The following is a 25,017-nucleotide window of genomic DNA, read 5'->3' as shown; positions in this document are numbered from 1 at the left end:
CCGTTAGACTGTGCGCCACCGCTGTTCAGAAGGATGTCACATGCCACTTAGCGCCTACCTCCACACCGTCGACCTGTGCGTGCTGTTCTATTGCCGCGCCTCGGGGGAATTGAAGCTGCTGCTGAACAAGCGCGAAGCCGAGCCCTTTGCCGGGCATTGGGCGTTACCGGGCGTGGTGGTGAATGGCGGCGTGCAAGATCTGAGCCTCAAGGATGCGGTGGAGCGCTTGCGGGCGAGTGACAAGGTCGGTTTTGAGCTGGCCTGGAGTGAGCAAGTCGGCACCGTGGGCGACGCGTTTCGCGACCCGCGCTGCTGGTCGTCATCCACGTACTACCTGGCGATTGTGGCGCAAGCGCCGGCGCTGGCTGAGCATCAAGGCTGGTTCGCGCTGAAGGCGGTGGCCGATGGCGGTATCAAGTTGCCGTTCGATCACAACCTGATCGTCGCCGCGGTGCAGGAGCGGCTGTTGTCCAAGTCGCTGTACAGCAATGTGCCGCTGATGTTTTTGGGCGATGAATTCAGCGCGCCGGAAGCGACCACGATCTTTTCTCTGGTGCTGGCACGGCCGGTGTTGAAGACCAGTATTCGCCAGCGTTTGTTGAAGCTGACTGAGGCAGGGTATTTGCGTGAGACGGGGCGCAAGAAGCAAGGCGATGGCGGCCGGCCCCAGGCGACGGTGGAGAACTTGAAGCCTGGGGAAGTGTATTTCTTTGATCGCAGTTTTGCCGAGTAGCCTGGCACTTAAGAACAACAAAGATCCAATGTGGGAGCTGGCTTGCCTGCGATAGCGGTGGGTCAGACCCTAAAGCTGTCACTGACAGACCGCTATCGCAGGCAAGCCAGCTCCCACATTCTTAATCGATGCTCGGCTTTAGTTCATCCAGTTGCCGCCATCGACGTTGTAGGTCTGGGCCACCACATAGTCGGCGTCTTTCGACGCTAGAAAAATCGCCATCCCCGTCAAATCCTCCGCCGTGCCCATCCGCCCGAACGGCACCTCCGCCCCTACCCGTTTCTTCTTCTCGCCCGGCGCCAACCCTTCATGCCTGGCAAACAACGCGTCCACGCCATCCCAGTGCTCGCCGTCCACCACGCCGGGCGCGATGGCGTTGACGTTGATGCCTTGCTTGATCAGGTTCAGCCCCGCCGATTGCGTGAGGCTGATCACCGCCGCCTTGGTCGCGCAGTAGATCGCCACCAACGGCTCGCCCCGCCGCCCGGCCTGGCTGGCCATGTTGATGATCTTGCCGCCATGGCCCTGGCTGATCATCTGCCGGGCGGCGGCCTGCAGGGTGAACAGCGTGCCGGCGACGTTGATCGAGAACAGCCGTTCGTAGCTGTCGCGAGTGATGTCGACAATCGGCGCCAGGTCAAACAGCGCGGCGTTGTTGATCAGGATGTCGAGCTTGCCGGCATGGCTAACCACGGCGGCAATCGCGGCATCGATGGAGGCCTGGTCGGTGACGTCCATTGCGACGGCATACGCCTGCGGGCCCAGCTCAGCCGCTGTTTCCTGGGCGCGTTGCAGGTTGATGTCGGCGATGGCAACGGTTGCACCCTCGGCGATATAGGCCTGGGCAAAGGCGCGGCCGATGCCGCGCGCCGATCCGGTGATCAGCGCGCTCTTACCTTCGAGTCGTTTCATGCAGAAGTCCTGTTTATTTGGGGTAGCCGGCGCGTTTCATTTCACGCTCGGTGGTGGACTGAGCTTCCAGCAACGCCTGGTCAACCGTCATGCCGCCGGTAAGCGCCGCCGAGAACAGCTTGCCGACCGAGGTGCCGATGGCCTGGAATTCCGGGATGGTCACGTACTGGATGCCCACGTACGGCACCGGTTTGGCCGAGGGGTGCGCAGGGTCGGCGTGCTTCATCATCTCCAGCGTCACCTGGGCAAACGGCGCGGCTTTCATGTAGGCCTCGTTGTAGGTGGACTGGCGGGTGCCTGGCGGTACGTTGGTGATGCCTTCTTTATCGGCGACCAGCTGGATGTAGTCCTTGGAGGTTGCCCAGGTGATGAACGCCTTGGCAGCGTCTTTGTGCTTGGAGGTCGCCGGAATCGCCAGGGACCAGGCGTACAGCCAGGAGGAGCCTTTGTCGGTGACTTCAGTCGGTGCCGCTGCAAAGCCTACGTCGTCGGCGACCTTGCTCTGGCTTTTGTCGGTGGTGAAAGAGCCGGCGACGCTGGCGTCGACCCAGATCGCGCATTTGCCGCTGTTGAACAGCGCCAGGGTTTCATTGAAACCATTACTGGAGACGCCGGGCGGGCCGTAGTTTTTCAGGGTGTTGACGTAATAGTTGGCCGCCGCCGTCCACTCGGGGCTGGTCAGTTCCGGCTTCCACTGTTCGTCGAACCAGCGCGCGCCAAAGGCGTTGGCCATGGTGCTCAGCAGCGCGATGTTCTCGCCCCAACCGGCCTTGCCGCGCAGGCACATGCCGTATTGGCCTTTGTCTTTTGCCGTGAGCTTGGCGGCGAACTCTCCGAGCTGGGTCCAGGTCGGGTGCGCGGGCATGCTCAAGCCGGCCTGTTTGAACAAGTCGGTGCGGTAATAGGTCACGGTGCTTTCGCCGTAGAACGGCAAGGCGTACAGGGTGTTGTTGACCGACAGGCCCTGGCGCACTGCCGGGAAAATATCCTCGGCGTCGTAGTCGGCGGGCAGTTGGGTCAGGGGTTCAAGCCAGTGCTTGGCGCCCCATAACGGCGTCTCGTAGGTGCCGATGGTCAGCACGTCGAACTGGCCGCCCTGGGTGGCGATATCGGTGGTGAGGCGCTGGCGCAGCACGTTTTCTTCCAGCACCACCCAGATGAGCTTGATGTCCGGGTGCTGCTGCTCAAAGACCCTGGACAGGCGCTGCATGCGGATCATGTCGCTGTTGTTGACGGTGGCAATGGTGACGGTATCGGCGGCGTAGCTGGGCATGGCCAAGGCCAGGCCGGACAGCAGGAAAAGCGCTTGCGGGAGCTTGAACATGGCGGTTTCCACCTGTTGTTTTTGTTGTTGAGCGCCGATTACAGCAGCTTGGCCCGGCCCTCACAAACGCGTGGCGAATGCTCGGCTGATACTTTTTTAACCTGGGCTACAGGATCAAAAAAGTATCAGTGCCAGGCGAAACCGGGGGTAGCGCGCCCGTTGTCAACCGGCGTATTTTGCAGTGATTCCATAAGTAAAAGAGGCATCAGCATGCCCATCAACCGCGCCAAGCTGTTCGAGCATCGCCCTGCCGAACTTGAAGTCATCCTGCCCGAGCCCGACCAGTGTTTTCGCTGGTTCGAACACGACTACCCGTATGACCTGGCGCGCTGGAACCATCACCCTGAATTCGAAATCCACCTGATCCGCCAAGGCAGCGGCAAGCTGGTGGCGGGCGACTATATCGGCGCGTTCAGTGCCGGGCATGTCGCGCTGATCGGCCCGGATTTGCCCCACGACTGGATCGGCGAGCTGGCCCCCGGTGAATACCTGACCGGCCGCGACGTGGTGCTGCAATTCGACGGCGCCGCCCTCCTCGCCCTGCGCAACACCCTGCCGGAACTCGGCGACTTGCAGCCGCTGTTCGAACTCGCCCGGCGCGGCCTGCAATTCAGCGGCGACACTGCCGTGCACGCCGCGCGCTTGATGGAAGACATCGGCAACGCCCACGGCCTGCAACGGCTGATCCTGTTCCTGCAACTGCTCAACACGCTCAAAAACGCCCCGGCAACCCACGTGCAGGCGCTGGCCAGCCCCTGCTACGCGCCCACCCTGGATGCACGCAGTGCCGAGCGCATCAACAAAGCCTTTGATTACCTGATGACCGAACTGACCGGCGACGTGCGCCTGTCGGTCATCGCCCAACAGCTGGAGATGAGCGAGCCGGGCTTTTCGCGTTTCTTCAAGCGCAACACCGGCCACGGTTTTATCGACCTGATGCGCAAGTTCCGCGTACAGCGCGCCTGCCGGCTGTTGCTGCAAAGCGACATGTCAGTGGCGGACATTTGCTTTGAAGTGGGCTACGCCAACCTGTCCAACTTCAACCGGCATTTTCGCATCGAGATGCACCAGACGCCGAGCGAGTATCGGCGCGAAACAGCGATGCATTTGTTTAACCGCATCGAGAAAATGACACCCAGTCATTTTTGATCAAAAGGTCGATTAATTTCGCTTTTTTCCCTTTTATTCAAGCCATTGAGCAAAGTTGGTACAGCCTGTGCAAACGTTTGCGGAACGAACTTGGTCGGCAAGTTCTCCTTCACCCGAGGAATCGGGTCTAACCGCGTACGAATAGGGATTTTCAATGCACCCCACCTCAAGGCGTCCTGCTTCCTTTGGTGTTTCCTTGCTACTGGCCGCCGTTACGGGAGTACTCAGCGCACCCATTTTGGCGCAGGAAAAACCCGCCGATGACTCAGCACAGGGCGAAACCCTGGCCCCGGAAGCCAGCCCGACAAAAAAAGGCGCGTACCTGTCGGAATGGTTTAACCAGGACCTGACGCTGATCGGCAGCAAAGACATCAGCTTCGGCCCCAAGCCGCAAGATGACGTGTACCTGGAATACGAATACTTCGGCCGCAAGGGCCCGTTCGAGTTGTACGGTTATATCGACGTGCCGAAGATTCTCGGCATCGGTAACAGTAATGACAAAGGCGCGTGGGACCATGGCTCGCCGGTGTTCATGGAGCACGAGCCGCGCATCTCCATCGACTACCTGGCGGGGCGCAGCCTGGCCATCGGGCCGTTCAAGGAATGGTATGTAGCGTTTGACTGGATCTACGACCACGGCAGCAACAAGTCGAACCGCGCCAATACCCTGTACAGCGGCTTGGGCACCGACATCGACACGCACTCGCGGGTCAACCTGTCGGCCAACTTCTATGGGCGTTACCAGTGGGAAAACTATGGCGCGAGCAATGAATACCAGTGGGATGGCTACCGCGCGCAAATGAAGTACATCGTGCCCATCAGCAAGTTCGACAACGGCGCGTCGCTGACCTACATCGGCTTCACCAACTACGATTTCGGCTCGGACCTGCACAAGGACAACCCGGCACGCACCGCCAATTCCGTGGTGGCCACCAACGTGCTGTTGTACTCGTTCACTCACCTGCGCTTCACCCTGGTCGGCCGTTACTTTCACAACGGCGGCAACTGGGAAGACGGCAGCGAGCTGAATTTTGGCGAAGGCAACTTCCGCGCCCGTTCGGACGGTTGGGGTTATTACGCCGGTGTCGGCTACCAATTCTGATCAAGGAGTATTAGATGAAAGTGTTTACTCGACTCTCGCTGGCTATTGGCTTGGCGTTTTTGCCCCACGTCGTGCTTGCCGATACGCCTGCACCGATCAAGCCCAAAGTGATGCTGATCACCATGTTCGCCCCCGAGGCGCAAACTTGGATCGATCGCCTGGAACTCAAGCAGGAAGTACGCGTGCCGGGCCTTTCCGCCGAATACCCGGTGATCCGCTGCAACACCCAGGACGTGTGCCTGCTGGTCACCGGCATGGGCCAGACCAACGCCGCCGCGTCCACGCTGGCGTTGGCCTTGTCGCCCAAATTCGACCTGCGCCAGAGCTACTTTTTGATTGCCGGGATTGCCGGTATCAGCCCCAAACACGGCACCATCGGCACCGCCGCGTGGGCGCATTACCTGGTGGAATTCGGCACCCAGTGGGAAATCGACTCGCGCGATGCGCCTAAAGACTGGCCGACCGGCTACATCGGCATCAACACCAAAGGCCCCAACGAAAAACCGCCGCTGGACTACAAGACCGAAGTGTTTGAGCTCAACCCCAAGCTGCAAGCCAAGGCGTTTGCCCTGTCGCACAAGGTTGAGCTGACCGAAAGCAAGGAGTCCAGCGCCTGGCGCAAACACTACCCGGCCGCCCCGGCCAACCAGCCGCCGCAGGTCACCCAGTGTGACACCCTGGCGGGCAACACCTGGTTCTCCGGCACGCGCCTGAGCGAACGCGCCGAGGTCTGGACCAAATTGCTCACCGACAACAAAGGCGAGTACTGCACCACCCAGCAGGAAGACAACTCCACCTACGAAGCCCTGCTGCGCGCCAGCCTCGAAGGGTTGGTGGATATCCAGCGCCTGGCCGTGGTGCGCGCGGGTTCGGACTTTGACCGGCCGTACCCTGGCTACAGCGAGGTGGACAACCTGCTGAAATATGCCGACCAAGGCGGGTTTGTGCCGGCGCTGGAGAACCTGTATCGCACCGGCAATCCGCTGGTACAGGCAATCCTCAAGAACTGGTCCGCCTGGGAAAAAGGCGTCCCCGAAGCCTGATAAAAATCAAACTGTGGGAGCGGGCTTGCCCGCGATAGCGATCTGTCAGTCAGAGACTTATTGACTGATGCGCCGCCATCGCAGGCAAGCCAGCTCCCACATTTTTTCGACCGCGTTAACAATCCTTATGCCGCCGGATGGGCCACATTCAGCGCCTTATCCACCAACAACTGCACCCCTTCCAGCATCCGACAGATGCCCAGCGCGACATTACGTTGCGAGCCCTCGATTTCAAACGCCATATGGTTAGCAATCTCGCTGATGGACGCCAAATCCTGGGAAGCATTGACCAGCAAGGTTTCCGTGCCCAGATCGGCGCGCACGGTGAAGAGCCCGTCGGTGGGTTCGGGGATGGGTTTTCCGGGGTTGAGGTAGTGGTTGATCGCGCGGTAGGCCACTTCGTGCAGGGTGCTGGTATCGAAGTCGGGTTGGCCTGGGGGGTTGGGGCTGTCTTTGATCATGGTGGAACTCCGTCGACAAGTGAAGCTGCCAACGCTCGCGGTCAAGCGAGTTAAGGTGGCAGCTGTACGCGGGTTGACCGACCGGTTGTCAACGAACCCGGCATACCCAAAGGTATCCCGCGCACAACTGCCGCGACACAATACCTCAGGCATAAAAAAAACGCCTGAGATAGGTACAGGGCGAAGCGTTTCGTTAACAAGGTCGGACGGTCAAATCCGGTCGCTGAATTGGCAGCGACGGCAGTGAGGTTAGTCAGCGCCCTTCCGACCGACAACCTGAAACCTTTGTGGGAAACGTCTGATCGAGCGTGCCTCCTGAAACCCAATGAAGATCAAACTGTGGGAGCGGGCTTGCCCGCGATAGCGATCTGTCAGTCAGAGACTTATTGACTGACCCACCGCTATCGCAGGCAAGCCAGCTCCCACATTTTTTTCGACCGCGTTAACAATCCTTATGCCGCCGGATGGGCCACATTCAGCGCCTTATCCACCAACAACTGCACCCCTTCCAGCATCCGACAGATGCCCAGCGCGACATTACGTTGCGAGCCCTCGATTTCAAACGCCATATGGTTGGCAATCTCGCTGATGGACGCCAGGTCCTGGGAAGCATTGACCAGCAAGGTTTCCGTGCCCAGGTCGGCGCGCACGGTGAAGAGCCCGTCGGTGGGTTCGGGGATGGGTTTTGCGGGGTTGAGGTAGTGGTTGATCGCGCGGTAGGCCACTTCGTGCAGGGTGCTGGTATCGAAGTCTGGTTGGCCTGGGGGGTTTGGGCTGTCTTTGATCATGGTGAAGGTCCTATGATTGAGTGGAGCTGCCAACATTCGCGGTCAAGCAAAGAGGGAGGCAGCTGTACGCGGGTTGACCGACCGGCAATCAAAGGAAATCCGGCATACCCGAAGGTATCCCGCGTACAGCCACCGCAACACGATACCTCAGGCGTAAAAAAAACACCTGAAATAGGTTTTTGCCGTAGCAGTACTTCAATTAATCGGACGGTCAAATCCGGTCGCTGATTTGGCAGCGACGGCAGTGAGGTTAGTCAGCGCCCTTCCGACCGACAACCTGAAACCCTTGTGGGAAATGTCCGAACCAAACCAGTTCCCAAAGCCTAATGCAGATCAAACTGTGGGAGCGGGCTTGCCCGCGATGGCGGCCTTTCAGGTAAAAAACTGTTGGCTGACCCACCGCTATCGCAGGCAAGCCAGCTCCCACATGTTGAGCTCAGTACATCAGGTAAATGTGTGCACTCGGTCAAATGTGGGAGCTGGCTTGCCTGCGATGGCATCTACTGGTTATGGCTGATGTACCGAGTTGTCTGCATCGCAGGCAAGCCAGCTCCCACATTTTTTCACCGCATCAAGGCAGGAAGATGATCTTGTCCGCACTGCCCTTGTTCACTTCCTCGTAGAACTGCACGCCATCCGCCAACGCGACTTCACGCAAGCCGGTAGGCAGTGGCAACGTCCCTTCATCAAAGAAGCGCCCAAACTGCTCCAGCATCACCGCGCACTGCTCGCAGTTGTAGAGCAACGAGTTGATCCCCACCACCGAACCGCCTTTGCGATACAGCGCCAACGCCGGCAGTTGCACATGCCCATCCACCGGGGCGGCAATGATTGCAATGCGGCCAAACGGCGCCAGACCGGCGACCGCCGCCGGCAACCAGAAACCGGTGGTGTCGAAGATCACATCCGCGCCGCCCTTGAACACGGCGTTAACCTGCGCGCCCAATTCTTCCGGTTTGCCCAGCGTGATCGCGTCAAACCCTTGAGCCTGCAGCACCTCAACCTGATCGGCCTTGCGCACCGCCGCCAGCACCTGCGCACCGCGGATTTTCGCCAATGCCAGGGCTGCGCTGCCCACGGCGCCATTGGCACCAATCACCAACAACCGCGTGCCTTTGGCGACACCGCTACGCTCCAGGGCATCCCACGCGGTGGTGTATGGCACGCCAAGGCTGGCGGCCTGGGCGAAGCTCAAGTGGGTTGGCTTATGCGCAACGCCCTTGGCCGACACGGTGAGGTATTGAGCGTGGGAGCCGTCAGCAAAAAAGCCCAGGTCTCGGCCGGTGCCCCACACTTCTTGACCGACCAGTTCCTGCGGCCCCTCGACCACAACCCCGGCGAAATCCCGACCAGGAATCCGTGGCAACGTGGTGTAGGGAAAACGCCCGAGCACGTTCTTAACGTCGCTGGGGTTCAGGCCAGCAGCTTTGACCTGCACCAGGACTTCACCGGCAGCCGGCACCGGCCTGGCAACGTCAACGAAACTCAGGGCGGCGAGGTCGCCGGTGGCGGAAAATTGCAGTGCTTTCATGGCCAATATCCATTGAAGGGAAACAGGGAATCAGAACAACCAACCGCTGACCCACTCGCGCCCCATGGGCCAGAGTTTTTCGCCGAGCAACATGCCCATCAAGCCGACCAGGGCAATGGCGGGCGGTGCGGGTGAGCGGAAGTCCAAGGCGCCGTAGATCACGCCGACAAACAGGCCGATGGCGAGGGAAATCAGGTAGTTCATGGGGGCGGCGCCTTGTAGGTTGATGGGCTCAGTGTAGTGAGCGCATGCCTGAAGCATCGGCCAAGTGCTTCAGGATTTCGGCCAAACCCTCAACCCGCGTAGTGCGACGGCGCCACGCCGAGTTCACGGCGGAACATGTCGCTGAAGCTGCTCGGCGAATACCCCAACGACCGCGCAATGCCGCTGACCGACTGGCCCTGGATCAGCTCCGCCACGGCCGTGGCCAGTTGCACCTGGCGGCGCCATTCGGCAAAGCCCATGCCGAGGTGGTTCTGGAACAGCCGCGCCAGGGTGCGCACGCTGGCCCCGGCCGCCTCGGCGTGTTGCTCGAACGGGATCTCCAGCGACGGCGCCGCCATCACCGCCTGGCAAGCGTTGACCAGACGGCGGTCGGCGTCGACCGGCATGGCGATGCGGATCTGCGAGCGGCGTGCCCGCTGCAATTCCAACAGGGCCAGGCCGACCACCGCGTCGTAGTACGCCACCTCGCCGTTATCGCCCTGATCAACCAAGGCGACGATCAGCTCGCGCAACAGCCCACCCACTTCAATCACCTGCACCTGGCTGTCCAGCGTCGCCGCCAGGGCCGGGCGCAAGTAGATATTGCGCATCTGCAGGTCCGAGACCACGCGAATACCGTGCTCCACGCCGGGCGGCAACCACACCGCACGCTGGGGCGGCACAACCAGGGCTTCGCGAGGCGTCTCGACCCACATCACGCCGCTCATGGCGTAGAGCAACTGGCCCCAGTCATGGCTGTGGGGCTCTACGTACAACCCACGCGGGTAGGTGCGCGCCAGGGGTTGCACGGGCACGGCGTGATCACTGAGGTCGGGGGGCGCGGCCAGGGCCATGGGCTCTGCATCATCAAGGGTGAACCGCCATGGTAATGACCGCCGCGCGCCAATCCGAGTGAATTTTTACCGCCCACAAGGATCTTTTGCTTACACCATGAAGGCAGGGAGCACTCACAATGGACTTTTCAGCACCGGTCAATGGCAAGGCGCGCATTGACTACACCCAGGACACACTGTTCGGGCCGATGGCCAAGCATGCCGAGTGCCAGGTAAGCGTACAGCGCACGCCGGAGCGCACCGTATTGCGGGTGTTCCAGCCGCTGCCGGATGATCTGCACGCGGCGCAAACCGTGGTGTTTGCGCTGGAGGGGCGGCGCACCAGCGCGGTGGTGAAAGGCCGCCAGCGCATGGCAGACCACAGCGTCAGGTTCGAACTCAAACCCCAATAAAAAGAGGCCGGTAAAACCGGCCTCTCGCTGACACGCTTAACCGTGAGCCGACTTGGCGCACTCACAGCCCGTTGGCGCCATACACGGCTCACCATGGGCATGGTGCTCGGCACAGCCCTGGCAGCAATAGCCCTTACCGTCCTTCATTACTGCGTCGGCGCCCAGTACACATTTGCAGTGTGGGCAGTCACAGGTTTTATCTGGCATGGTCAGACTCCTTTTTCATGGTCGTCCCGGTGCAGCGAACGCGGCACCTTAAGAGATGACTCCCGGCAACGCGCCAAGGTTCAGCCCGTTAATCGGCCTGACGGGTATTGCTGCGGTACATGAACACCAAGGCCAGCGCCAGGCAGAGCATCGCCACGATGCGGCTGCCCGACAGTTCGATGGCCGGGTTGCCGAGCCAGCCGAAGTTGTCGATCAGCATGCCCATGCCCAACTGGCCGACGATCACCGCAACCGTCGCTACCGCCGTACCGACGATGGGCACCGCGCCGACCATCACCATCATGTACACCACGCCGAACAGCGCGCCGGTCAGTTGCCATTTGGGCACGTCCAGCAGGCTGACGGCCTGGGCGGGCTCGAAGAAGAAAATCAACAGCGCGGTGGTGATTGCGCCGACCGCAAAGGTCAGCAAACTGCTGCGCAACACGCCCACCGCCTGGCCCAGGCGACCGTTGATGGCGGCCTGCACACTTAGCACCGCACCCGCAGCAATCACCAGCACTAACAACACAATCAGATTCATCGCCTTACCCTCGTGCAATTAAAACAAGTGCCGCCACAATCAACACCAAGGCGATCCAGCGCTCGCCATTGACCCGCTTGCGCGCCGTGCCGAACCAGCCGAAATGGTCGATCAACACACTCTTGCCGACCTGGCCCGAGAGGATCGCGATCATGGTCATGGCAATGCCGATATGCGGCGTGGCCAGGGTCAGCACCACCACGTACATCGGCCCCAGGAAGCCACCGATCAACTGCCAGCGCGGCAAGTCGGTCAGCGCCGGGCCTTTTTGCGGGCCGCTGAACAGCAGCAGCAAAAACAGGATTGCCGTGCCGACGCCGAAGATGCTCAAGGTCGCCCATAGATGGCCCACCTGCACACCCAGCGGCCCGAGCAGCCCGGCCTCCACCGACAGGCCCATGCCCGCCAAAATCACCAGCGGCAATAACAGCAGCCGTAGAAGGTTTTTCTTCGGCGTGGCCTGGGCCACACCCTCGATTGAACGAGCCTGCATACATCACCTGCGTTTCAAGAAATGAACATGGCGCGCATTATCCGGTGGCCGTGCTGTGCGATAAATGGGAGCATGCGGATAACACCTTTGCGCATTACGCACAGCCTGGAGGCCATGATGCAGGGCTTGAATGAATTGAGTTTCAAGGCATTGCGCCTGTTTGTTGCGGTGCTGGACCACGGCAGTTTTTCCGAAGTGGCGCGCCGCGAGAGCCTGGCGCCCTCCTCTATTTCCCGGCAGATCCAGTTGATGGAGCAGGCGCTCGGCCAACAGTTGCTCTACCGCCACACCCGTGCCGTCAGCCCCACCGAGGCCGGGCGCCTGCTCGGGCACCATGCGCGGTTGATGCTGGAACAATTGGAAACCGCCGGGCAAGCCCTGCAGGAACAGGAAAGCGAACCCAGCGGCCTGGTGCGCATCAACGCACCGATGGTGTTCGGCCAGCGCCACCTTTCACCGTGGCTGGGCGAGTTGTGCCGCCGCTATCCCAAGTTGCAACTGGATATCCAGCAAACCGACACCTACGTCGACCCGCTGCAAGACGGCACCGACCTGCTGTTTCGGATCGGCGTGCTCAACGATTCCGGCATGCAGGCACGCATCTTCGCGCCGCAACGCTTTCGCCTCGCCGCCAGTCCTGCCTACCTGGCCCGGCATGGCACACCGCGCCACCCCGACGAGCTGGTTAACCACCAGTGCCTGGCCTACAAAGGCATCACCGGCCAGCAACGCTGGTTTTTCCGCCGCGACCAGGGCGACTGGACGCCCTACAGCGTCAAAGGCCCGATCACCGGCAACCACGCCGACACCCTCACCCACGCCGCCGAGCAAGGCCTGGGGCTGGTGGTGTTTCCGTCCTGGCTGATCGGCGAAGGCTTGCGCGCAGGTACCTTGCAGGCGGTACTGACCGAGTACGACGTGGCGACCACACTGGAGCCGCAGCAGATTGCGGCGTTGTGGCCAGGCAGCCGGCGGCTGTCGCTGAAGGTGCGCACGGTGATTGATTATTTTGTGGAATGTTTTGGGGCGGTGCCGTATTGGGATCGGTGAGCTGGCGGGTTAGAGGTAAAAATTCCTCGCCGAAAAAGTAGGCTCGTTCTGATTTTGCGGGCCAGCATTCCCCGGCACAGCATGCTGCGCCAGACTCTGGTCACTTCCGTACAGGAGAGACACCATGAAGTCACCGCGCACCGCAATCCCTGTCTCGTCGGACCAGGCCAGCGCCGATCTTTCAAAGCGGTTTCATCCAGCCAGTACCGGACAAACCATCATTATTACCGAGGATGGCTGTGCCCTTGCCCGACCTGCGCCAGCCGGGCAATTTCACGGGAAGCGAATCGGTTCCATGAGAGGAAAACTGATTATTCCGGACGACTTGGATGCGCCACTGCCTGACGAGTTGCTGAACGCGTTTGAGGCAGGCTTATGAACAGAACTCTGATCAAAACAACCACTGCCCAATCAACCAAGCATTCGCCCCACTGATCAGCGCAAACAGAAACCACGCCAATAGCCGCGTGGGCAGGCGGTTAACAAACGGCCCCATCAATTGCTTGTCATCGGTCATGCGAATCAGCGGGTAGAGCGCGAACGGCAACTGCAGGCTGAGCACCACCTGGCTGAGAATCAGCAGCTTGCCGATAGCATCGTCGCCCATCAGCCACACCCCGAGAAATGCCGGGATCAGTGCCAGGCCGCGGGTGATCAGGCGTCGCTGCCAGCAAGGGATACGCAGGTTGAGATAACCCTCCATGATCACTTGCCCGGCGATGGTGCCGGTAAACGTCGAGCTTTGCCCCGAGGCCAGCAACGCGACGCCGAACAGGATACTGGCGAACGCCCCGCCCACCAGTGGGTCAAGCAGGTGGTAGGCATCCTGGATCTCGACCACGTCGGTGTGGCCGGTCTTGTAGAACGCGGCGGCGGCCAGCACCAGGATCGCGGCGTTGACCAGCAAGGCCAGGGCCAGCGAGCCGATGGTGTCGATGCGCGCCAGTTTGACCGCGTCCTGCTTGCTGGCGAGGTCTTTGCCGATCAGGCGGGTTTGCACAATCGAGGTGTGCAGGTAGAGGTTATGGGGCATGACGGTGGCGCCGAGGATGCCGATGGCCAGGTACAACGGCGCCGCATCGCTGATGGCCGACAGTGACGGGGTAAAACCGCTCAATACGTCTGGCCAATAGGGCTTGATCAGCACCAGCTCGATAAAGAAGCACACGCCGATGGTTGCGACCAGCGCCAGCATGATCGCCTCGAGACGACGGAAGCCGCGGTTTTGCAGGGCCAGAATCAACAGTGTGTCAAAGGCGGTGATGACAATACCGGTGGTCAGCGACACACCGAGCAGCAGGTGAAACGCCAGGGCGCAGCCGAGCACTTCGGCAAGGTCGGTGGCGATGATCGAGATTTCCGCCAGCAGCCATTGCGTGCGCGCGGAGCGTTTGCTGTAGCGCTCACGGCACAGTTGCGCCAGGTCTTTGCCGGTGGCGATGCCCAGCCGCGAACACAGGCACTGCACCGCCATGCCGGCCAGGCTGGCCAACAGCACCACGAATAACAGGCTGTAGCCGTAGCGTGAACCGGCCTCGATGGCCGTGGCCCAGTTGCCGGGGTCCATGTAGCCGATGGAGATCAACAGGCCGGGGCCGGCGAACATCAGCGCCCGTTTGAAAAACGACGCCTTGGGGTCAACGATCACGGAACCCGCCACTTCCGGCGGGCAGAACGGGGCAGTAGCGATTTTCGGCAGGCTGAATTTCACGCGGTATCCCAGGCAAACACACAAGTCAGAGCTGCAGCTTATCAGTCCGACGTGACCGTGCGCATCACCGTCTCCCGGGGCAGGTCAAAGGTGTCGACCACTTGCACCACCAGGTCCAGCTCCTGGTTGAGCGCCTCGCGTTCCATACGCTGGCGAATCATGCCGATCATCAATACCGACAAGGTGGTAATCGAGTACGCCGGGCCGGAGAACGCCCGCACACCAGTGACGAGCAACATCGCCGCCGCCAATGCCTGGCCTACCACCGGAATCGCCGAGGCCGCGCCACGGCGCACGATAAAACCGGTAAACCCCGCCAACGCCGTGCCGCTCAAGGCGGTGGTGGCCGAGCGGCTGATATCGATACGGTTGAACATGCCCTGCTCTTTTTGCGCGGCAGCCTTGAGTTCGGCGTCGAAGGCCTGCCGGTCAGCGCGGCTGAGTTTGTCTTTGTATTGCTCGATCAACTTCTCGGCAACCCGCGCCTCGATGTCCGCCAGTGCCACGGTTTCAACCGGTTCATCGAACTTGATCCCCAACCGCTGCGCGACATCTTCGGCGATCTGGCGGTAACTCACGCCGTGGCCACGGGCAACGTTCATAAAGCTGTCACCGCCCATGCGTTGCAACTCAATGGCCAGCTTCAGTGGCTCACGCACGCTGGCATCGATTGACGCGCTGCGCTTTTGCGCCATCAATTCGGCGAGGAACTTAAGCTCGTCGGGCCGTGCGTGCAGCAATGCCGGGAACAGTTCCCCGTCCTCTTCGGCAAAACGCACTTCGCTGCTGCGTTGATCGGCGCGGATCATGCCGCGCCGCTCCTGCAACAGGTCGGTGTACTGCACCACGGTCTTGAGCTGCGGCCAATACGCCGCATGGTCGAAAGTGGCCAGGTGCACATTGGTGACCTTGGCCTTGAGCGCCGGCGTGACCTCAATGGCATAACGGCCAATGCAGCGCTCAGTGTCCGGTTTCATCGCCAGTGCCCAGTCCTTGCTGGAGTGGCAATTGATCACGCGGCCCTTGAGCGGCGCCGACACTTGATCCCACGGGCTCGACGTACAGATCGCCCCGCCCATCAGCAACAAATTGTTCAACGGCAGTTCACGGGCGACCTCGGGGCTGGCCAACACACTCTTGACCAGAATGCGTGCGCCGAGGGAATGGCCGATCAGGTTGATGCGCCGTACCACCAGCGACTCGGCGTGCAGGTAGCTGGCCAGCTCGGGCAACAGGGTCTTGGCCACTTCGTCGACCCGCGCCTCGACACTTTTGTAATGGTCGAGGAAATACGCAATCGCCTTGCCCACGCCCACCGTTGCCGCACCGAGGCCACCACCGCCGAGCATCGAGGTGATGACGTCTTTGAACGGCGCAAACAGGTTTTCCAGGAAGTGCCCCGCCGGCCAGAACAGCATCAGGTTGGTCGAGCCTTCGATGCTCGCCAGCTGTTGCTTGAAATTGCCCAGTTGCTGACGGTTGAAGAACGCCGAATAACCGTGAACGTAGAGATTGAGCACATCCCCCTGGGGCTCGCCGCACTGTACAAAGGTGGGCTTGCGGGTGCGGTGCATTTCATCCCACTGGTGTTGCATGGGCCGGTGACTCCTGGTGACGATGGACGGCGATAGTAACAAAGCATGACGTCGGGGAAGGTGAATCCTGACCGACGTGTGCGGTTATCAGAACAGGGATGCCGCTTTGGATTTGGCCAGGTAGCGCGCCGGGGAATCACCGAGGTTGCGTCGAAACACCGAGGTAAAGGCGCTGGAACTGCTGAAACCCAGCGCAAATGCGACCTCGGTGATCGACGCACCTTGGCTGAGCTGCGCCGTGGCTTCGAGCAAGCAAACCTGCTGGCGCCAGGCCACGAATGTCATGCCGGTGCTGTCGTTAAAATGACGCGTGAAGGTCCGTCGACTCATGTTCGACCACTCGGCCATTTCATCCAGGCAGACGGCTTGCGAGGGCGCATCCAGAAAACGCTGGCAAGCGCGGGCCAGGCGCGGCTCGGCCGGCAGAGGCGCACTGAGGGGCAATGCCGGCAGCGTGCCAATTTCATCAATCAGCAGCGTCAATACGCAGTGCCGGCGGACACTCGACGCCGCCGCTGGCTCGATCGCCAGTGCCGCTTCCAGCAAATGCCTGAGCAGGGGCGACACCTCGAATGCCTGGCAACGCTGCCCCAGCCCTGCCCGCTCAGCCGCTTGAGCATCGAGGTAGGTATTGAGCATGAGCACATCGCCGCGCATGTGCATTTCATGGGGCACGCCGCCCGGCACCCATATCGCCCGCTGCGGCGGCACCACCCAATTGCCCAGGTCGGTAAACATTTTCAGCGCGCCGGTGGCGGCGTAGGCAAATTGGCCGCGCGGGTGTGTATGCCGCGCGAACACGGTACCGGAGGGGTATTTACGCAAAGTGACCAGCGCTTCGGGGTCGTTGTCGTCAAAGGTCGGCATCATGGCCCGATATTGTCAAAGGATGACCTGGCATAGCAAGCGGGCCATCAGCCGGCACCCTAGCATTCACGCCTTTGAAGAAACCTGCTCAAAGGAACGCCCATGCAGAAGAAACACTTGGCGCTTGCCCTGTTGGTCACCTTGGTCTGGGGCCTGAACTTTCCCATCACCAAGCTGGGCCTGCGCTCAATCGACCCCTTTGCCCTCACCGGCATCCGCTTTGCCCTGGCCGCCCTGCCGCTGGTGTTCGTGATCAAGCGGCCCGTCGTCCCCTTCCGCTACGTGGCCGCTTACGGCGTGATCTTCGGGCTGGGCATGTGGGGCGTGATCAACTACGGCATTCATATCGGCGTCAGCCCGGGAATCGCCTCGCTGATTATTCAACTCAGCGTGTTCTTCACGCTCGGCTGGGGCTACCTGCTGTTCAAGGAAAAAATCCGTGCTGCACAGTGGGTCGGCGCCGTGCTCGCGCTGATTGGCCTGGCGGGCATCATCGCCAGCCAGACCGGCGAGCACGCAGTACTCGGGGTTTTGTTCATTGTGTTCAGTGCCCTGGCATGGAGTGTCGGCAACGTCATCATCAAGGCATCCGGGGTGAAGGAAATCTTTTCGTTCATGGTATGGGCCAGCTTGTTTCCGCCGATACCACTGTTCCTCATGGCGTGGTGGCTGCACGGCAACGCCGCCTTCGCTGACTTGCCCGAGCGCCTTGACCTGACCGTCGTGTTGTCGATCCTGTTTCAGGTTTACCTGGCGACACACTTTGCCTACTGGGGCTGGAACACGCTGCTCAAGGCCTACCCCGTATCGACCGTGGCACCGCTGTCGCTGTTGATTCCGGTATTTGGAATTGCCAGTTCGATGCTGATGCTGGACGAGCACGTGTCCCTAACGAACCTGATCGCGATTGTTGTGATTATTGTCGGCTTGGCCGTCGGGCTTTATCGCAAGCCGACTGTGCATATAAATGGATAGAGATGGCAGAAATCCGGGATTTTGTTCGCGCTTTCGGTCCACTAGCATTCGCCAGGTCTTGTACTGAACCGAGGAAGTACCATGAGCACGCCCGAATTTTTTGTCACGCCAGGCTACGGCGATTACATGCGCGAACACCTGCATTATTCCCAGGCGGTGAAGGTCGGTAACCGCGTAGAGACCTCAGGCCAGGGCGGCTGGGACGTTGAGTTCCAGATCCCCGACGACCTTGGCGAAGAAATTGCCCAGGCCTTTCATAACCTGGAGCGCACCTTGGCCACCGCCGGCGCGGGTTGGGAGCATGTGATTCACGTTAACTCCTATCACGTCGGCGGCTTTCCTCCGGAGGTCAACGAAGCAATGGTCAAGCAATATCGCCGTTACATGCCCGACCATGCGCCGATCTGGACGCAAGTCGGCGTCGAGGCGCTGGGCCTGCCGACCATGCGAGTAGAGATTCGCGTAACGGCGATTATTCCCTGACACCAAACGTGCGCATCACCCACTCGGTAAACACCTTGAGCCGTGCGCTCTGATGGCGATTGGGTGGGTAAAGGATATGCAGCGGCGTGGCCGGCCGTGACCAGTCCGGTAACACGTGGATCAACTGGCCTGTGTCGAGGTAGTACTGCACGATGGACTTGAAGTGCTGCCCGACACCAAGGCCTGCGAGCAGCATTTCCTTGAGGCCGTTGCCCTCATTGGTGGAGAACGCACAGTCGTTGACTTCGATACGCCGCGCGCCCTGCTCGAAAATCAGCGGCTCTGTCTTGCCCGAGCCGGTGAAGAAATAACCGGCTTTGAGGTGGTTGTTCGCGAGGTCTTCGGGCGATTCCGGCAGGCCCGTGCGCGCAAGGTAACTCGGCGCTGCGCAGGTCAGGTATTCAAGGTCGGCGACCTTGCGCCCGATCATCGCCATGTCGTCGAGCTTGCCGGCACGAATGACACAATCCACACCCTCCCCGACGATATTCACCGCACGGTCGCTGATACCCAAGGCGATGGTGATATTCGGGTACTCACGATGGAAATCCACCAGCGCCGGAATCAACAGGCAATTGGCAAACGAGGCCGGCGCATCCACTCGCAAGTGCCCGCCCGGCTTGAGGATTTGCCCGCGTGCAGCGCTGTCCACTTCATCCAGTTCAGCCACCAGTCGGCGCGCATGGCGATAGTATTCCAGCCCTTCAAGCGTCGGCGCCAAGGCGCGAGTGGTGCGGTGCATCAGCTTGATGCCCAGGTGTTTTTCCAGGTCGGTGATCAACTTGCTGACCGTGGAGCGGGGCAGCGCCAGCTGGTCGGATGCACGGCTGAATGAACCGGTGTCGACAACACGGACAAACGCGCGCATGGCGAGGAGTTGGTTCATTCAAAGCGCCTCAACAAGCGAAGTTGTCGATCTTGACCTGGCCATCCGGAAACGTCGCGATAATTTCCAGCTCGCCGCCCATGGCACGGATGTAGTCGCGCAACGTGCTGATGTACATGTCGGTGCGACGCTCCATCTTGGAAACCGCCGCCTGGTTGATATTCAACGCCTTGGCCAGGCTTTCCTGGCTCAACTGTTGAGCCTTGCGCAGCTCGTGCAGCGGCATTTCTTGCAGATGCTGGCGGAACAGTTGCTCGGCCTCGGCCCGCGACTCGGGCGTCATGCGGGCTTGAAGTTCAGCGAATTTTTTAGCCATGGTGACGGCCCTCTTTACGCAGTGTTTCCAAATGTATGTCGTACAACTTTTCTGCTACAGGAGCGTGTTCCTCGTACCACCGCTGCTGTGCGGTTTTATCACCGCCAATCAGCAGCACGGCGCAGCGCCTGGGATCAAATGCATACAGCACTCGATAAGGCCGCCCCGCGTGCTGGATGCGCAGCTCTCGCAAATTGCCATGCCGAGAGCCTCTGATATCGCTGCTGTGGGGGAAGCGCAGACCCGGCCCGAAAAGCCCCAGTAGATCAACGCTGGCAGATACCGACGATTGCTCTTTGGCATCCAGGCCGCTCCACCAGTCTGCGAATTCATCCGTGTATTCAATGTCCCAGACCATGCAAATATGCCACCTATGGAATATAAACTCAAGGGCATAACTCTAGGACTTCAAATACCGGTGAGCCAGTCGGGTTCCATGGGAAATTGTATGTACATTCTTCCGCGCAGCAATCCCGGCACATCCAGCAACCGCCGTACAATTCAAGAAATACTTGCGCAAAAAAAACCGCCCTTTCAGGCGGTTAAAGGTGCTCGGCCTTGATCAGAAACCGAGGGAGAAACTGATCGTCATCGCGTGGTCCTTGTCATTGCGCGACAACTGCCCCGAATAGCCCAGGCCCAGTCTGCCGTTCTGGCTGATCTGGTAATCCACGCCCGCTTCCACCACGGCGCTGTCCTTGGCGATCGGCACACCTTGGGTGCTGAACGAAGCGCCGCCGTTGATAAAGCTCAGGTCGGCATCCGGCTTGGTGTCGCCGAAGGCGTGACGCCAACCGAGGCTGCCGCGTGGGGTGATTTTCGAGCCGTTGCCCAGGGTGATGGTCTGGCCGATGCACACGCCCAGGGTCGAGAAGGTCACGTCCTGGTCGGCATCGCCGCGCAGGGCCGCCGAACCGCCTTTCTCCTTGATCGTGTCGCTGTCGTAGTTGACGTAGGCCAGGCCGGCGAACGGTTCGACCGCCAGGTTGCCGGTGGTGAGGGTATAACCGACTTCACCGAACACTTGTGCGCTGCGGGCCTTGTAGTCGGCTTTGAGGCGTTGGCCTTCGCCGCCCACCGCCACGTCGCGTTTGCTTTCGATGTCATGACAGCTGTACGCCACACCCATGCGCGCGGCGAAGGCTTCTTGCTGGTACGCGGTGTAGGCCATCAGGTGGTAGCTGTCGACATCGGCGCTGGAGCTGCGGCGCTTGGCGTCCAGGTCGCTGCGGGTGTAGCCGGCGGCCACGCCGACGCGCCAGGCGTCATCCACTTGTTTGTCGGTGCCGAGCAGGAAGCCGCCGAGGTTGCGGTCCAGCTTGGCGGTGTTGCTGTCGCCGCCCATGTGGCCCCAAGTGCCGAGTACGCGCATCCAGCCGACCATCTCGCCGTGGCAACCGGCGCTGCTCAGGCGGTTTTCACTCGGTGCCAGGCTGTTGCGCGGGTCGTCCTCGCGGTAGCAGCCAGGCTGGCGCAGGCGCTCGTTGACCGCGTCACGGATGTAACGCGAATCTTCAAGCATCGCGCTGGCGGTGCTGGCGTGGATCTCGCCGGACAAGCTGTCGAACGCGGCACGCGCCCCGGCCGCATCAGCGTTGAGCAGCGCATTCTGCACCGCCACCCCGCCCACTGCGGCCCCACTGCCCAGTGCCGCCGCCACGCCACGCTGGTTACGCGTGGCCGCCACGCTGGCGTAGCTGACGTTGTTACGGCTGACCGCCAACGCCACCTGAGTCGGGCTGTAGTTCAACGACGTGCTGAGGAACGCCAGGTTCTCCAGGTTGCTATTACTGAAGGTGCCGTTCACCGCGCCCGCCGTCAGCAGTGTGTAGGTGGTCGGGCCGGCATACGGTGCCAGGTTGATCACATTCAAAGTGCCGCCCAGGTTGGCGGTGCCTCCGACCGCCAGGGCACCGGTTACCGACGGTGTGATGACCAGGTTCAGCGCACCCGTGCTGGCGTTGGTGAAGTTACCGGCCACCGTCAGTTTGCCGCCATCGGGGGTGACGCTGCCGTTGTTGACCAGCGAGCCGACACTGCCGTTGCCGGTCAAGCCGCCTGCGCCTGAGATCACCCGGACAAGGTGGTGGCGTTAGTGCCTTGTACGGTGAGGCCGCCAGCGCCGACGGTCACCAGGTTAGCGATGTTCAAGCCCGCGTTACTGCCTGCAGAATACCGCCGTTGGAGGTCAGCACGCCGGAGCCGAACGTCGCATTGTTGTTGAACTGCGCAACCCCGCCATTGAGCGTGGTGCTGCCGGAGACGACCGGGCCTTGCAGGGTCCAGGTGCCGCTGTTGAGGGTCAGGTTGTTGAAGTTGACATAGGTGGCGCTCGATACCGTGCCAGTACCGGTAGTGCCGCCGCCAACGCCGATCGGGTTCTGCAGGATCAGCGAGTTGGTGCCCCCGGCCCCGCCATCGACCGTGCCCGTAGGGCCAAAGGTCAAATTGATGCCAACCAGCCCGCCCAAGCCCACGCTGACTTGCACACCGTCACCGACGCTGACGCTGGAGCCGGTAATCGCGGTAAAGGTGTTGGTACTGCTCGCGCCCATCGACACGCCGCCCGTGATCGCACCGGCGTTGGTAAAGGTGTTGCCCGCGGCGGAGGTTTCGAACGCGACCCGCCCGTTGATAACCCCGGTACTGCTGTTGGTCATGTTGACCTGGGAGCCGCCGTATATGCCCACCACCGGCGTGTCGGCCAGGGTAATGCCGCCCACCGATAAACCGGTGGAGGTAATCGTGCCGTTGTTGGTGATGCTGGTGGTGCCGGCCGCCGCGTTGTTCACCGCCAGTGCCAGGCCGTCGATGCTCGTCAGGTTGAGCCCGAGCAACATGCCGGTGCCGCGCATGATCCCGCTGGCATTGTTGAGGACGCTGACCGTGCTGGTGGCGCCCGTACCGATAAAGGCCCCGCCGCTCAGTACCGACACCAGGCCCAACAGGGCCGGGTCGAGGGTGCCGGAGTTGTTCAAGCTGATGTTGACGCCGGAGAGGTCCATCACGTGGCCGCCCAGCGTCGCGTTCATCTGCGCGCCGGCGTTGACGTTGACGGTCAAGCCGTTGGTGGCACTGCTGAAGTATTCAGAAACAGCGGCAGGGTCGGCACGCCCGTACAGGTCACGGTAGACCCGGCCGTGGAACACGTGGCCAATGCCTCGGGACTTGCAGGCCCATCATCAACCCCACAATCCCCATTCGAATCGCCATATTCAGCGGGGCAATACGCGACACACCGGCAGCGGCAAGTCTTCTTTCCACGTGACACTCCTTCGTGGTTCAAGCCTTTCATCCATGAATGCGCAGAAGCCCTGCACTAGTGACCCACACGCATCGAATTCGAAATACCTGACCGTGGCGACAACTGATCTAGTTTGTCGAAACGGTAGTAGAGCTAAAGAAAAGTCATTGAATTAAATGGTATTAATACTTACGTAAACACCGCGTAAGAATGGGATTACAGCCAATATTCATTGACTGTCGCGACATAAATACAAGTTTCAAAATGTAAAAAGGCGCTCTAATAGCGCCCTGTCGATTCGCTTTAAAGATCCTGGAGTTCGCAATGCCCCATGAAGGCAACCTGTTACAAGCAGCCGTGGTGTTCCTGCTCGCCGCCGTGCTCACCGTGCCGTTGGCCAAGCGTTTGCAACTGGGCGCAGTGCTGGGCTATCTGTTCGCCGGCGTGATCATCGGCCCGTCGGTACTGAGCCTGATCGGCAACCCGCAAAGCGTGGCGCAGTTCTCTGAACTGGGCGTGGTGTTGCTGTTGTTCATCATCGGCCTGGAGCTGTCGCCGAAACGCTTATGGGTGATGCGCAAGGCGGTGTTCGGCGTCGGTTTGGCCCAGGTGTTGCTGACGGGCCTGGTGATGGGCGTGGTCGCGCTGTGGCTGTTTGGCCAGGCGTGGAACAGTGCGATTGTGCTGGGTCTGGGCCTGGCGCTGTCCTCCACGGCGTTTGGCCTGCAAAGCCTGGCCGAGCGCAAGGAGTTGAACCAGCCCCACGGGCGCCTGGCGTTTGCGATTCTGCTGTTCCAGGACATCGCCGCGATCCCGCTGATCGCCATGGTGCCGTTGCTGGCCGGCAGCGATCACCCAACCACCGAAGCCCAGGGCTTGCAGCACGTGCTGCAAATCCTCGGCAGCATCGCCGTGGTGATCATCGGCGGGCGCTACCTGTTGCGCCCGGTGTTTCGCATCGTCGCCAAGACCGGCCTGCGCGAAGTGTCCACCGCCACCGCGCTGCTGGTGGTGATCGGCACCGCCTGGCTGATGGAACTGGTGGGCGTGTCGATGGCCCTGGGCGCGTTCCTCGCCGGGCTACTGCTGGCCGATTCGGAATACCGCCACGAGCTTGAATCGCAGATCGAGCCGTTCAAGGGCCTGCTGCTCGGGCTGTTTTTTATCAGCGTGGGCATGGGCGCCAACCTCAGCCTGCTGCTCAGCTCGCCGCTGGTGGTGATTGGCCTGACCTTGTTGCTGATCGGCTTGAAGCTGCCGCTGCTGTACGCGGTCGGCCGACTGGTCGGTGACCTCAATCGCGAAAGCGCGCTGCGCCTGGGTGTGGTGTTGGCGGCAGGCGGTGAGTTCGCCTTCGTGGTGTTCAAGATCGGCCGCGATCAGGGCTTGTTCGAGCCGCATCTCTACGATGTGCTGGTGCTGACCATCACCCTGTCCATGGCCGTGACGCCGCTGCTGCTGTTGGTGTGCCCGAAGCTGTTCAAGCCCAAGGTCAAACCGGTGGAAGTGCCCGAGGAATACCGCGCCATCGAGAGCGATGCGCCGCGCGTGGTAATTGCCGGCATGGGCCGTATGGGCCAGATCGTGGCGCGGATCCTGCGCGCGCAAAACATCTCGTTCATCGCCCTCGACACGTCAGTGGAAACCATCGAATTGACCCGCAGTTTCGGCGGCATGCCGGTGTTCTACGGCGACCCGCAGCGCCCGGAAATCCTGCACGCAGCCAAAGTCGATCAAGCCGAGTTCTTCGTGATCGCCATGGACGACCCGGAGATCAACATCAAGACGGCCGAGCTGGTGCGCAACCTCTACCCGCACATGAAAATCATCGCCCGCGCACGTAACCGCCAGCACGTCCACCGCCTGGTGGACCTGGACGCGTCACCGGTGCGCGAGACGTTTTACTCCAGCCTGGAAATGAGCCGCCGCACCCTGGTCGGCCTCGGTTTGAGCCAGGCCCAGGCCGATGCGCGCATCAACCGTTTCAAAAACCATGACCTGCAAGTACTCGCCGCGCAGCACGCGGTGTACGACGACGCCGCCAAGGTCATGCAAACCGCCCAGGAAGCCCGAACCGAACTGGCGCGGCTGTTTGAGATGGATCGGCTTGAGGAAGAGTCCGACAAAGTGTGAGGGCACGGATGAACGATCTT

General features: G+C 61.0%; 29 protein-coding genes. 10 read left to right on the top strand and 19 right to left on the bottom strand.

The window, feature by feature from the left end; all coding sequences use genetic code 11:
- The first annotated feature begins 40 nt into the window (after nt 1–40).
- Complete coding sequence (locus L8I05_RS05345) at nt 41–733, top strand: NUDIX hydrolase (protein ID WP_159957376.1); 693 nt, start codon at nt 41–43, stop codon at nt 731–733.
- Nucleotides 734–871: 138 nt separating this feature from the next.
- Here the strand turns inward: L8I05_RS05345 and L8I05_RS05340 are convergent, their stop codons facing one another.
- Nucleotides 872–1,645 (bottom strand): L-iditol 2-dehydrogenase, encoded by a 774-nt coding sequence (locus L8I05_RS05340; RefSeq protein ID WP_242167441.1) that lies wholly within the window; start codon nt 1,643–1,645, stop codon nt 872–874.
- A gap of 13 nt (nt 1,646–1,658) precedes the next feature.
- Nucleotides 1,659–2,969 carry a sugar ABC transporter substrate-binding protein gene (locus tag L8I05_RS05335; protein WP_242167440.1) on the bottom strand — a complete coding sequence of 437 codons (1,311 nt, stop codon included), beginning with the start codon at nt 2,967–2,969 and terminating at the stop codon, nt 1,659–1,661.
- 210 nt (nt 2,970–3,179) lie between these two features.
- Between L8I05_RS05335 and L8I05_RS05330 the strand changes: the two genes are divergently transcribed.
- The 3 genes from L8I05_RS05330 (at nt 3,180) to L8I05_RS05320 (ending at nt 6,263) form a co-directional block, all read left to right on the top strand.
- Nucleotides 3,180–4,118, top strand: coding sequence for an AraC family transcriptional regulator (locus tag L8I05_RS05330; RefSeq protein ID WP_242167439.1), 939 nt, complete (start codon nt 3,180–3,182; stop codon nt 4,116–4,118).
- A 154-nt stretch (nt 4,119–4,272) separates the two neighbouring features.
- Nucleotides 4,273–5,220, top strand: a complete 948-nt coding sequence (locus tag L8I05_RS05325; RefSeq protein WP_106579636.1) for a nucleoside-specific channel-forming protein Tsx — start codon at nt 4,273–4,275, stop codon at nt 5,218–5,220.
- A gap of 14 nt (nt 5,221–5,234) precedes the next feature.
- Nucleotides 5,235–6,263 (top strand): purine nucleoside permease, encoded by a 1,029-nt coding sequence (locus tag L8I05_RS05320; RefSeq protein ID WP_242167438.1) that lies wholly within the window; start codon nt 5,235–5,237, stop codon nt 6,261–6,263.
- A gap of 125 nt (nt 6,264–6,388) precedes the next feature.
- Here the strand turns inward: L8I05_RS05320 and L8I05_RS05315 are convergent, their stop codons facing one another.
- The 5 genes from L8I05_RS05315 to L8I05_RS05295 all read right to left on the bottom strand — a co-directional run bounded on the left by L8I05_RS05315 (nt 6,389) and on the right by L8I05_RS05295 (nt 10,101).
- The gene (locus tag L8I05_RS05315) at nt 6,389–6,724 is read right to left on the bottom strand and encodes a DUF6124 family protein (RefSeq protein ID WP_083358745.1); all 336 of its coding nucleotides are present in this window, start codon (nt 6,722–6,724) and stop codon (nt 6,389–6,391) included.
- Between the two features lie 452 nt (nt 6,725–7,176).
- The gene (locus L8I05_RS05310) at nt 7,177–7,512 is read right to left on the bottom strand and encodes a DUF6124 family protein (protein WP_242167437.1); all 336 of its coding nucleotides are present in this window, start codon (nt 7,510–7,512) and stop codon (nt 7,177–7,179) included.
- 571 nt (nt 7,513–8,083) lie between these two features.
- Entirely contained in the window at nt 8,084–9,043 is a 960-nt protein-coding gene (locus tag L8I05_RS05305) for a zinc-binding alcohol dehydrogenase family protein (RefSeq protein ID WP_242167436.1), read from the bottom strand.
- 30 nt (nt 9,044–9,073) lie between these two features.
- The gene (locus L8I05_RS05300) at nt 9,074–9,247 is read right to left on the bottom strand and encodes a DUF1427 family protein (RefSeq protein WP_197627755.1); all 174 of its coding nucleotides are present in this window, start codon (nt 9,245–9,247) and stop codon (nt 9,074–9,076) included.
- Nucleotides 9,248–9,336: 89 nt separating this feature from the next.
- On the bottom strand, nt 9,337–10,101 hold the full coding sequence (locus L8I05_RS05295; RefSeq protein WP_242167435.1) for a helix-turn-helix transcriptional regulator: 765 nt from the start codon (nt 10,099–10,101) through the stop codon (nt 9,337–9,339).
- Between the two features lie 119 nt (nt 10,102–10,220).
- On the opposite strand from L8I05_RS05295, the gene L8I05_RS05290 reads away from it, so the two are divergent.
- Nucleotides 10,221–10,493, top strand: coding sequence for a hypothetical protein (locus tag L8I05_RS05290; protein ID WP_159957394.1), 273 nt, complete (start codon nt 10,221–10,223; stop codon nt 10,491–10,493).
- A 36-nt stretch (nt 10,494–10,529) separates the two neighbouring features.
- On the opposite strand, the gene L8I05_RS05285 is transcribed toward L8I05_RS05290, so the two are convergent.
- From L8I05_RS05285 to L8I05_RS05275, 3 genes are all read right to left on the bottom strand, one after another.
- Nucleotides 10,530–10,700, bottom strand: a complete 171-nt coding sequence (locus tag L8I05_RS05285; RefSeq protein WP_242167434.1) for a metallothionein — start codon at nt 10,698–10,700, stop codon at nt 10,530–10,532.
- Between the two features lie 88 nt (nt 10,701–10,788).
- A complete protein-coding gene (locus L8I05_RS05280) occupies nt 10,789–11,244 on the bottom strand; it encodes a DMT family transporter (RefSeq protein ID WP_177018248.1) in 456 nt (151 codons plus the stop codon).
- Between the two features lie 4 nt (nt 11,245–11,248).
- Nucleotides 11,249–11,737: a DMT family transporter gene (locus L8I05_RS05275; protein WP_177018249.1), complete on the bottom strand. Its 489-nt coding sequence runs from the start codon at nt 11,735–11,737 to the stop codon at nt 11,249–11,251.
- A 117-nt stretch (nt 11,738–11,854) separates the two neighbouring features.
- Here L8I05_RS05275 and L8I05_RS05270 point away from each other — a divergent pair, with 117 nt between their 5' ends.
- Nucleotides 11,855–12,787: a LysR family transcriptional regulator gene (locus L8I05_RS05270; protein WP_159961509.1), complete on the top strand. Its 933-nt coding sequence runs from the start codon at nt 11,855–11,857 to the stop codon at nt 12,785–12,787.
- Between the two features lie 124 nt (nt 12,788–12,911).
- On the top strand, nt 12,912–13,166 hold the full coding sequence (locus tag L8I05_RS05265) for a type II toxin-antitoxin system prevent-host-death family antitoxin (RefSeq protein ID WP_242167433.1): 255 nt from the start codon (nt 12,912–12,914) through the stop codon (nt 13,164–13,166).
- Between the two features lie 12 nt (nt 13,167–13,178).
- Here the strand turns inward: L8I05_RS05265 and L8I05_RS05260 are convergent, their stop codons facing one another.
- The 3 genes from L8I05_RS05260 to L8I05_RS05250 all read right to left on the bottom strand — a co-directional run bounded on the left by L8I05_RS05260 (nt 13,179) and on the right by L8I05_RS05250 (nt 16,963).
- On the bottom strand, nt 13,179–14,498 hold the full coding sequence (locus tag L8I05_RS05260) for an Nramp family divalent metal transporter (protein ID WP_177018251.1): 1,320 nt from the start codon (nt 14,496–14,498) through the stop codon (nt 13,179–13,181).
- Nucleotides 14,499–14,539: 41 nt separating this feature from the next.
- A complete protein-coding gene (locus tag L8I05_RS05255; protein ID WP_242167432.1) occupies nt 14,540–16,093 on the bottom strand; it encodes a DUF726 domain-containing protein in 1,554 nt (517 codons plus the stop codon).
- Nucleotides 16,094–16,180: 87 nt separating this feature from the next.
- Complete coding sequence (locus L8I05_RS05250) at nt 16,181–16,963, bottom strand: helix-turn-helix transcriptional regulator (RefSeq protein WP_242167431.1); 783 nt, start codon at nt 16,961–16,963, stop codon at nt 16,181–16,183.
- A gap of 99 nt (nt 16,964–17,062) precedes the next feature.
- On the opposite strand from L8I05_RS05250, the gene L8I05_RS05245 reads away from it, so the two are divergent.
- Together L8I05_RS05245 and L8I05_RS05240 are read left to right on the top strand one after the other, a co-directional pair.
- Entirely contained in the window at nt 17,063–17,935 is an 873-nt protein-coding gene (locus L8I05_RS05245) for an EamA family transporter (protein ID WP_242167430.1), read from the top strand.
- Between the two features lie 81 nt (nt 17,936–18,016).
- Nucleotides 18,017–18,418 (top strand): RidA family protein, encoded by a 402-nt coding sequence (locus L8I05_RS05240; protein ID WP_242167429.1) that lies wholly within the window; start codon nt 18,017–18,019, stop codon nt 18,416–18,418.
- Here the strand turns inward: L8I05_RS05240 and L8I05_RS05235 are convergent.
- The 6 genes from L8I05_RS05235 to L8I05_RS05210 form a co-directional block, all read right to left on the bottom strand.
- Nucleotides 18,408–19,304 carry a LysR family transcriptional regulator gene (locus L8I05_RS05235; RefSeq protein WP_242167428.1) on the bottom strand — a complete coding sequence of 299 codons (897 nt, stop codon included), beginning with the start codon at nt 19,302–19,304 and terminating at the stop codon, nt 18,408–18,410. The genes L8I05_RS05240 and L8I05_RS05235 overlap by 11 nt on opposite strands.
- A 10-nt stretch (nt 19,305–19,314) precedes the next feature.
- On the bottom strand, nt 19,315–19,620 hold the full coding sequence (locus tag L8I05_RS05230) for an XRE family transcriptional regulator (protein ID WP_159957410.1): 306 nt from the start codon (nt 19,618–19,620) through the stop codon (nt 19,315–19,317).
- Nucleotides 19,613–19,978 (bottom strand): type II toxin-antitoxin system RelE/ParE family toxin, encoded by a 366-nt coding sequence (locus L8I05_RS05225; RefSeq protein WP_242167427.1) that lies wholly within the window; start codon nt 19,976–19,978, stop codon nt 19,613–19,615. Before L8I05_RS05225 ends, L8I05_RS05230 begins: the two co-directional genes overlap by 8 nt.
- Before the next feature lie 204 nt (nt 19,979–20,182).
- Entirely contained in the window at nt 20,183–21,673 is a 1,491-nt protein-coding gene (locus L8I05_RS05220) for an autotransporter domain-containing protein (protein WP_242167426.1), read from the bottom strand.
- Between the two features lie 94 nt (nt 21,674–21,767).
- Nucleotides 21,768–22,769, bottom strand: coding sequence for a hypothetical protein (locus tag L8I05_RS05215; RefSeq protein ID WP_242167425.1), 1,002 nt, complete (start codon nt 22,767–22,769; stop codon nt 21,768–21,770).
- Complete coding sequence (locus tag L8I05_RS05210; RefSeq protein WP_242167424.1) at nt 22,744–22,884, bottom strand: hypothetical protein; 141 nt, start codon at nt 22,882–22,884, stop codon at nt 22,744–22,746. The genes L8I05_RS05215 and L8I05_RS05210 overlap by 26 nt, the downstream gene beginning before the upstream one ends.
- 304 nt (nt 22,885–23,188) lie before the next feature.
- Here L8I05_RS05210 and L8I05_RS05205 point away from each other — a divergent pair, with 304 nt between their 5' ends.
- Entirely contained in the window at nt 23,189–24,997 is a 1,809-nt protein-coding gene (locus tag L8I05_RS05205) for a monovalent cation:proton antiporter-2 (CPA2) family protein (protein WP_242167423.1), read from the top strand.
- Nucleotides 24,998–25,017: the final 20 nt, after the last annotated feature.

This window comes from Pseudomonas sp. MONT-RG-20F-20-E-7-02, from assembly GCF_022662395.1.
Taxonomy (GTDB): Bacteria; Pseudomonadota; Gammaproteobacteria; order Pseudomonadales; family Pseudomonadaceae; genus Aquipseudomonas.
The sequence above is the reverse complement of the archived record's forward strand: the minus strand, read 5'-3'. Positions and strand labels throughout refer to the sequence as shown.

Coding starts and splice junctions, on each gene's coding strand:
- L8I05_RS05245 (WP_242167430.1), top strand. CDS start 17,063: ATGCAGAAGAAACACTTGGCGCTTGCCCTGTTGGTCACCTTGGTCTGG.
- L8I05_RS05320 (WP_242167438.1), top strand. CDS start 5,235: ATGAAAGTGTTTACTCGACTCTCGCTGGCTATTGGCTTGGCGTTTTTG.
- L8I05_RS05295 (WP_242167435.1), bottom strand. CDS start 10,101: ATGGCCCTGGCCGCGCCCCCCGACCTCAGTGATCACGCCGTGCCCGTG.
- L8I05_RS05255 (WP_242167432.1), bottom strand. CDS start 16,093: ATGCAACACCAGTGGGATGAAATGCACCGCACCCGCAAGCCCACCTTT.
- L8I05_RS05280 (WP_177018248.1), bottom strand. CDS start 11,244: ATGAATCTGATTGTGTTGTTAGTGCTGGTGATTGCTGCGGGTGCGGTG.
- L8I05_RS05315 (WP_083358745.1), bottom strand. CDS start 6,724: ATGATCAAAGACAGCCCCAACCCCCCAGGCCAACCCGACTTCGATACC.
- L8I05_RS05250 (WP_242167431.1), bottom strand. CDS start 16,963: ATGATGCCGACCTTTGACGACAACGACCCCGAAGCGCTGGTCACTTTG.
- L8I05_RS05305 (WP_242167436.1), bottom strand. CDS start 9,043: ATGAAAGCACTGCAATTTTCCGCCACCGGCGACCTCGCCGCCCTGAGT.
- L8I05_RS05240 (WP_242167429.1), top strand. CDS start 18,017: ATGAGCACGCCCGAATTTTTTGTCACGCCAGGCTACGGCGATTACATG.
- L8I05_RS05275 (WP_177018249.1), bottom strand. CDS start 11,737: ATGCAGGCTCGTTCAATCGAGGGTGTGGCCCAGGCCACGCCGAAGAAA.
- L8I05_RS05335 (WP_242167440.1), bottom strand. CDS start 2,969: ATGTTCAAGCTCCCGCAAGCGCTTTTCCTGCTGTCCGGCCTGGCCTTG.
- L8I05_RS05330 (WP_242167439.1), top strand. CDS start 3,180: ATGCCCATCAACCGCGCCAAGCTGTTCGAGCATCGCCCTGCCGAACTT.
- L8I05_RS05300 (WP_197627755.1), bottom strand. CDS start 9,247: ATGAACTACCTGATTTCCCTCGCCATCGGCCTGTTTGTCGGCGTGATC.
- L8I05_RS05235 (WP_242167428.1), bottom strand. CDS start 19,304: ATGAACCAACTCCTCGCCATGCGCGCGTTTGTCCGTGTTGTCGACACC.
- L8I05_RS05270 (WP_159961509.1), top strand. CDS start 11,855: ATGCAGGGCTTGAATGAATTGAGTTTCAAGGCATTGCGCCTGTTTGTT.
- L8I05_RS05325 (WP_106579636.1), top strand. CDS start 4,273: ATGCACCCCACCTCAAGGCGTCCTGCTTCCTTTGGTGTTTCCTTGCTA.
- L8I05_RS05230 (WP_159957410.1), bottom strand. CDS start 19,620: ATGGCTAAAAAATTCGCTGAACTTCAAGCCCGCATGACGCCCGAGTCG.
- L8I05_RS05310 (WP_242167437.1), bottom strand. CDS start 7,512: ATGATCAAAGACAGCCCAAACCCCCCAGGCCAACCAGACTTCGATACC.
- L8I05_RS05290 (WP_159957394.1), top strand. CDS start 10,221: ATGGACTTTTCAGCACCGGTCAATGGCAAGGCGCGCATTGACTACACC.
- L8I05_RS05205 (WP_242167423.1), top strand. CDS start 23,189: ATGCCCCATGAAGGCAACCTGTTACAAGCAGCCGTGGTGTTCCTGCTC.
- L8I05_RS05225 (WP_242167427.1), bottom strand. CDS start 19,978: ATGGTCTGGGACATTGAATACACGGATGAATTCGCAGACTGGTGGAGC.
- L8I05_RS05285 (WP_242167434.1), bottom strand. CDS start 10,700: ATGCCAGATAAAACCTGTGACTGCCCACACTGCAAATGTGTACTGGGC.
- L8I05_RS05340 (WP_242167441.1), bottom strand. CDS start 1,645: ATGAAACGACTCGAAGGTAAGAGCGCGCTGATCACCGGATCGGCGCGC.
- L8I05_RS05265 (WP_242167433.1), top strand. CDS start 12,912: ATGAAGTCACCGCGCACCGCAATCCCTGTCTCGTCGGACCAGGCCAGC.
- L8I05_RS05345 (WP_159957376.1), top strand. CDS start 41: ATGCCACTTAGCGCCTACCTCCACACCGTCGACCTGTGCGTGCTGTTC.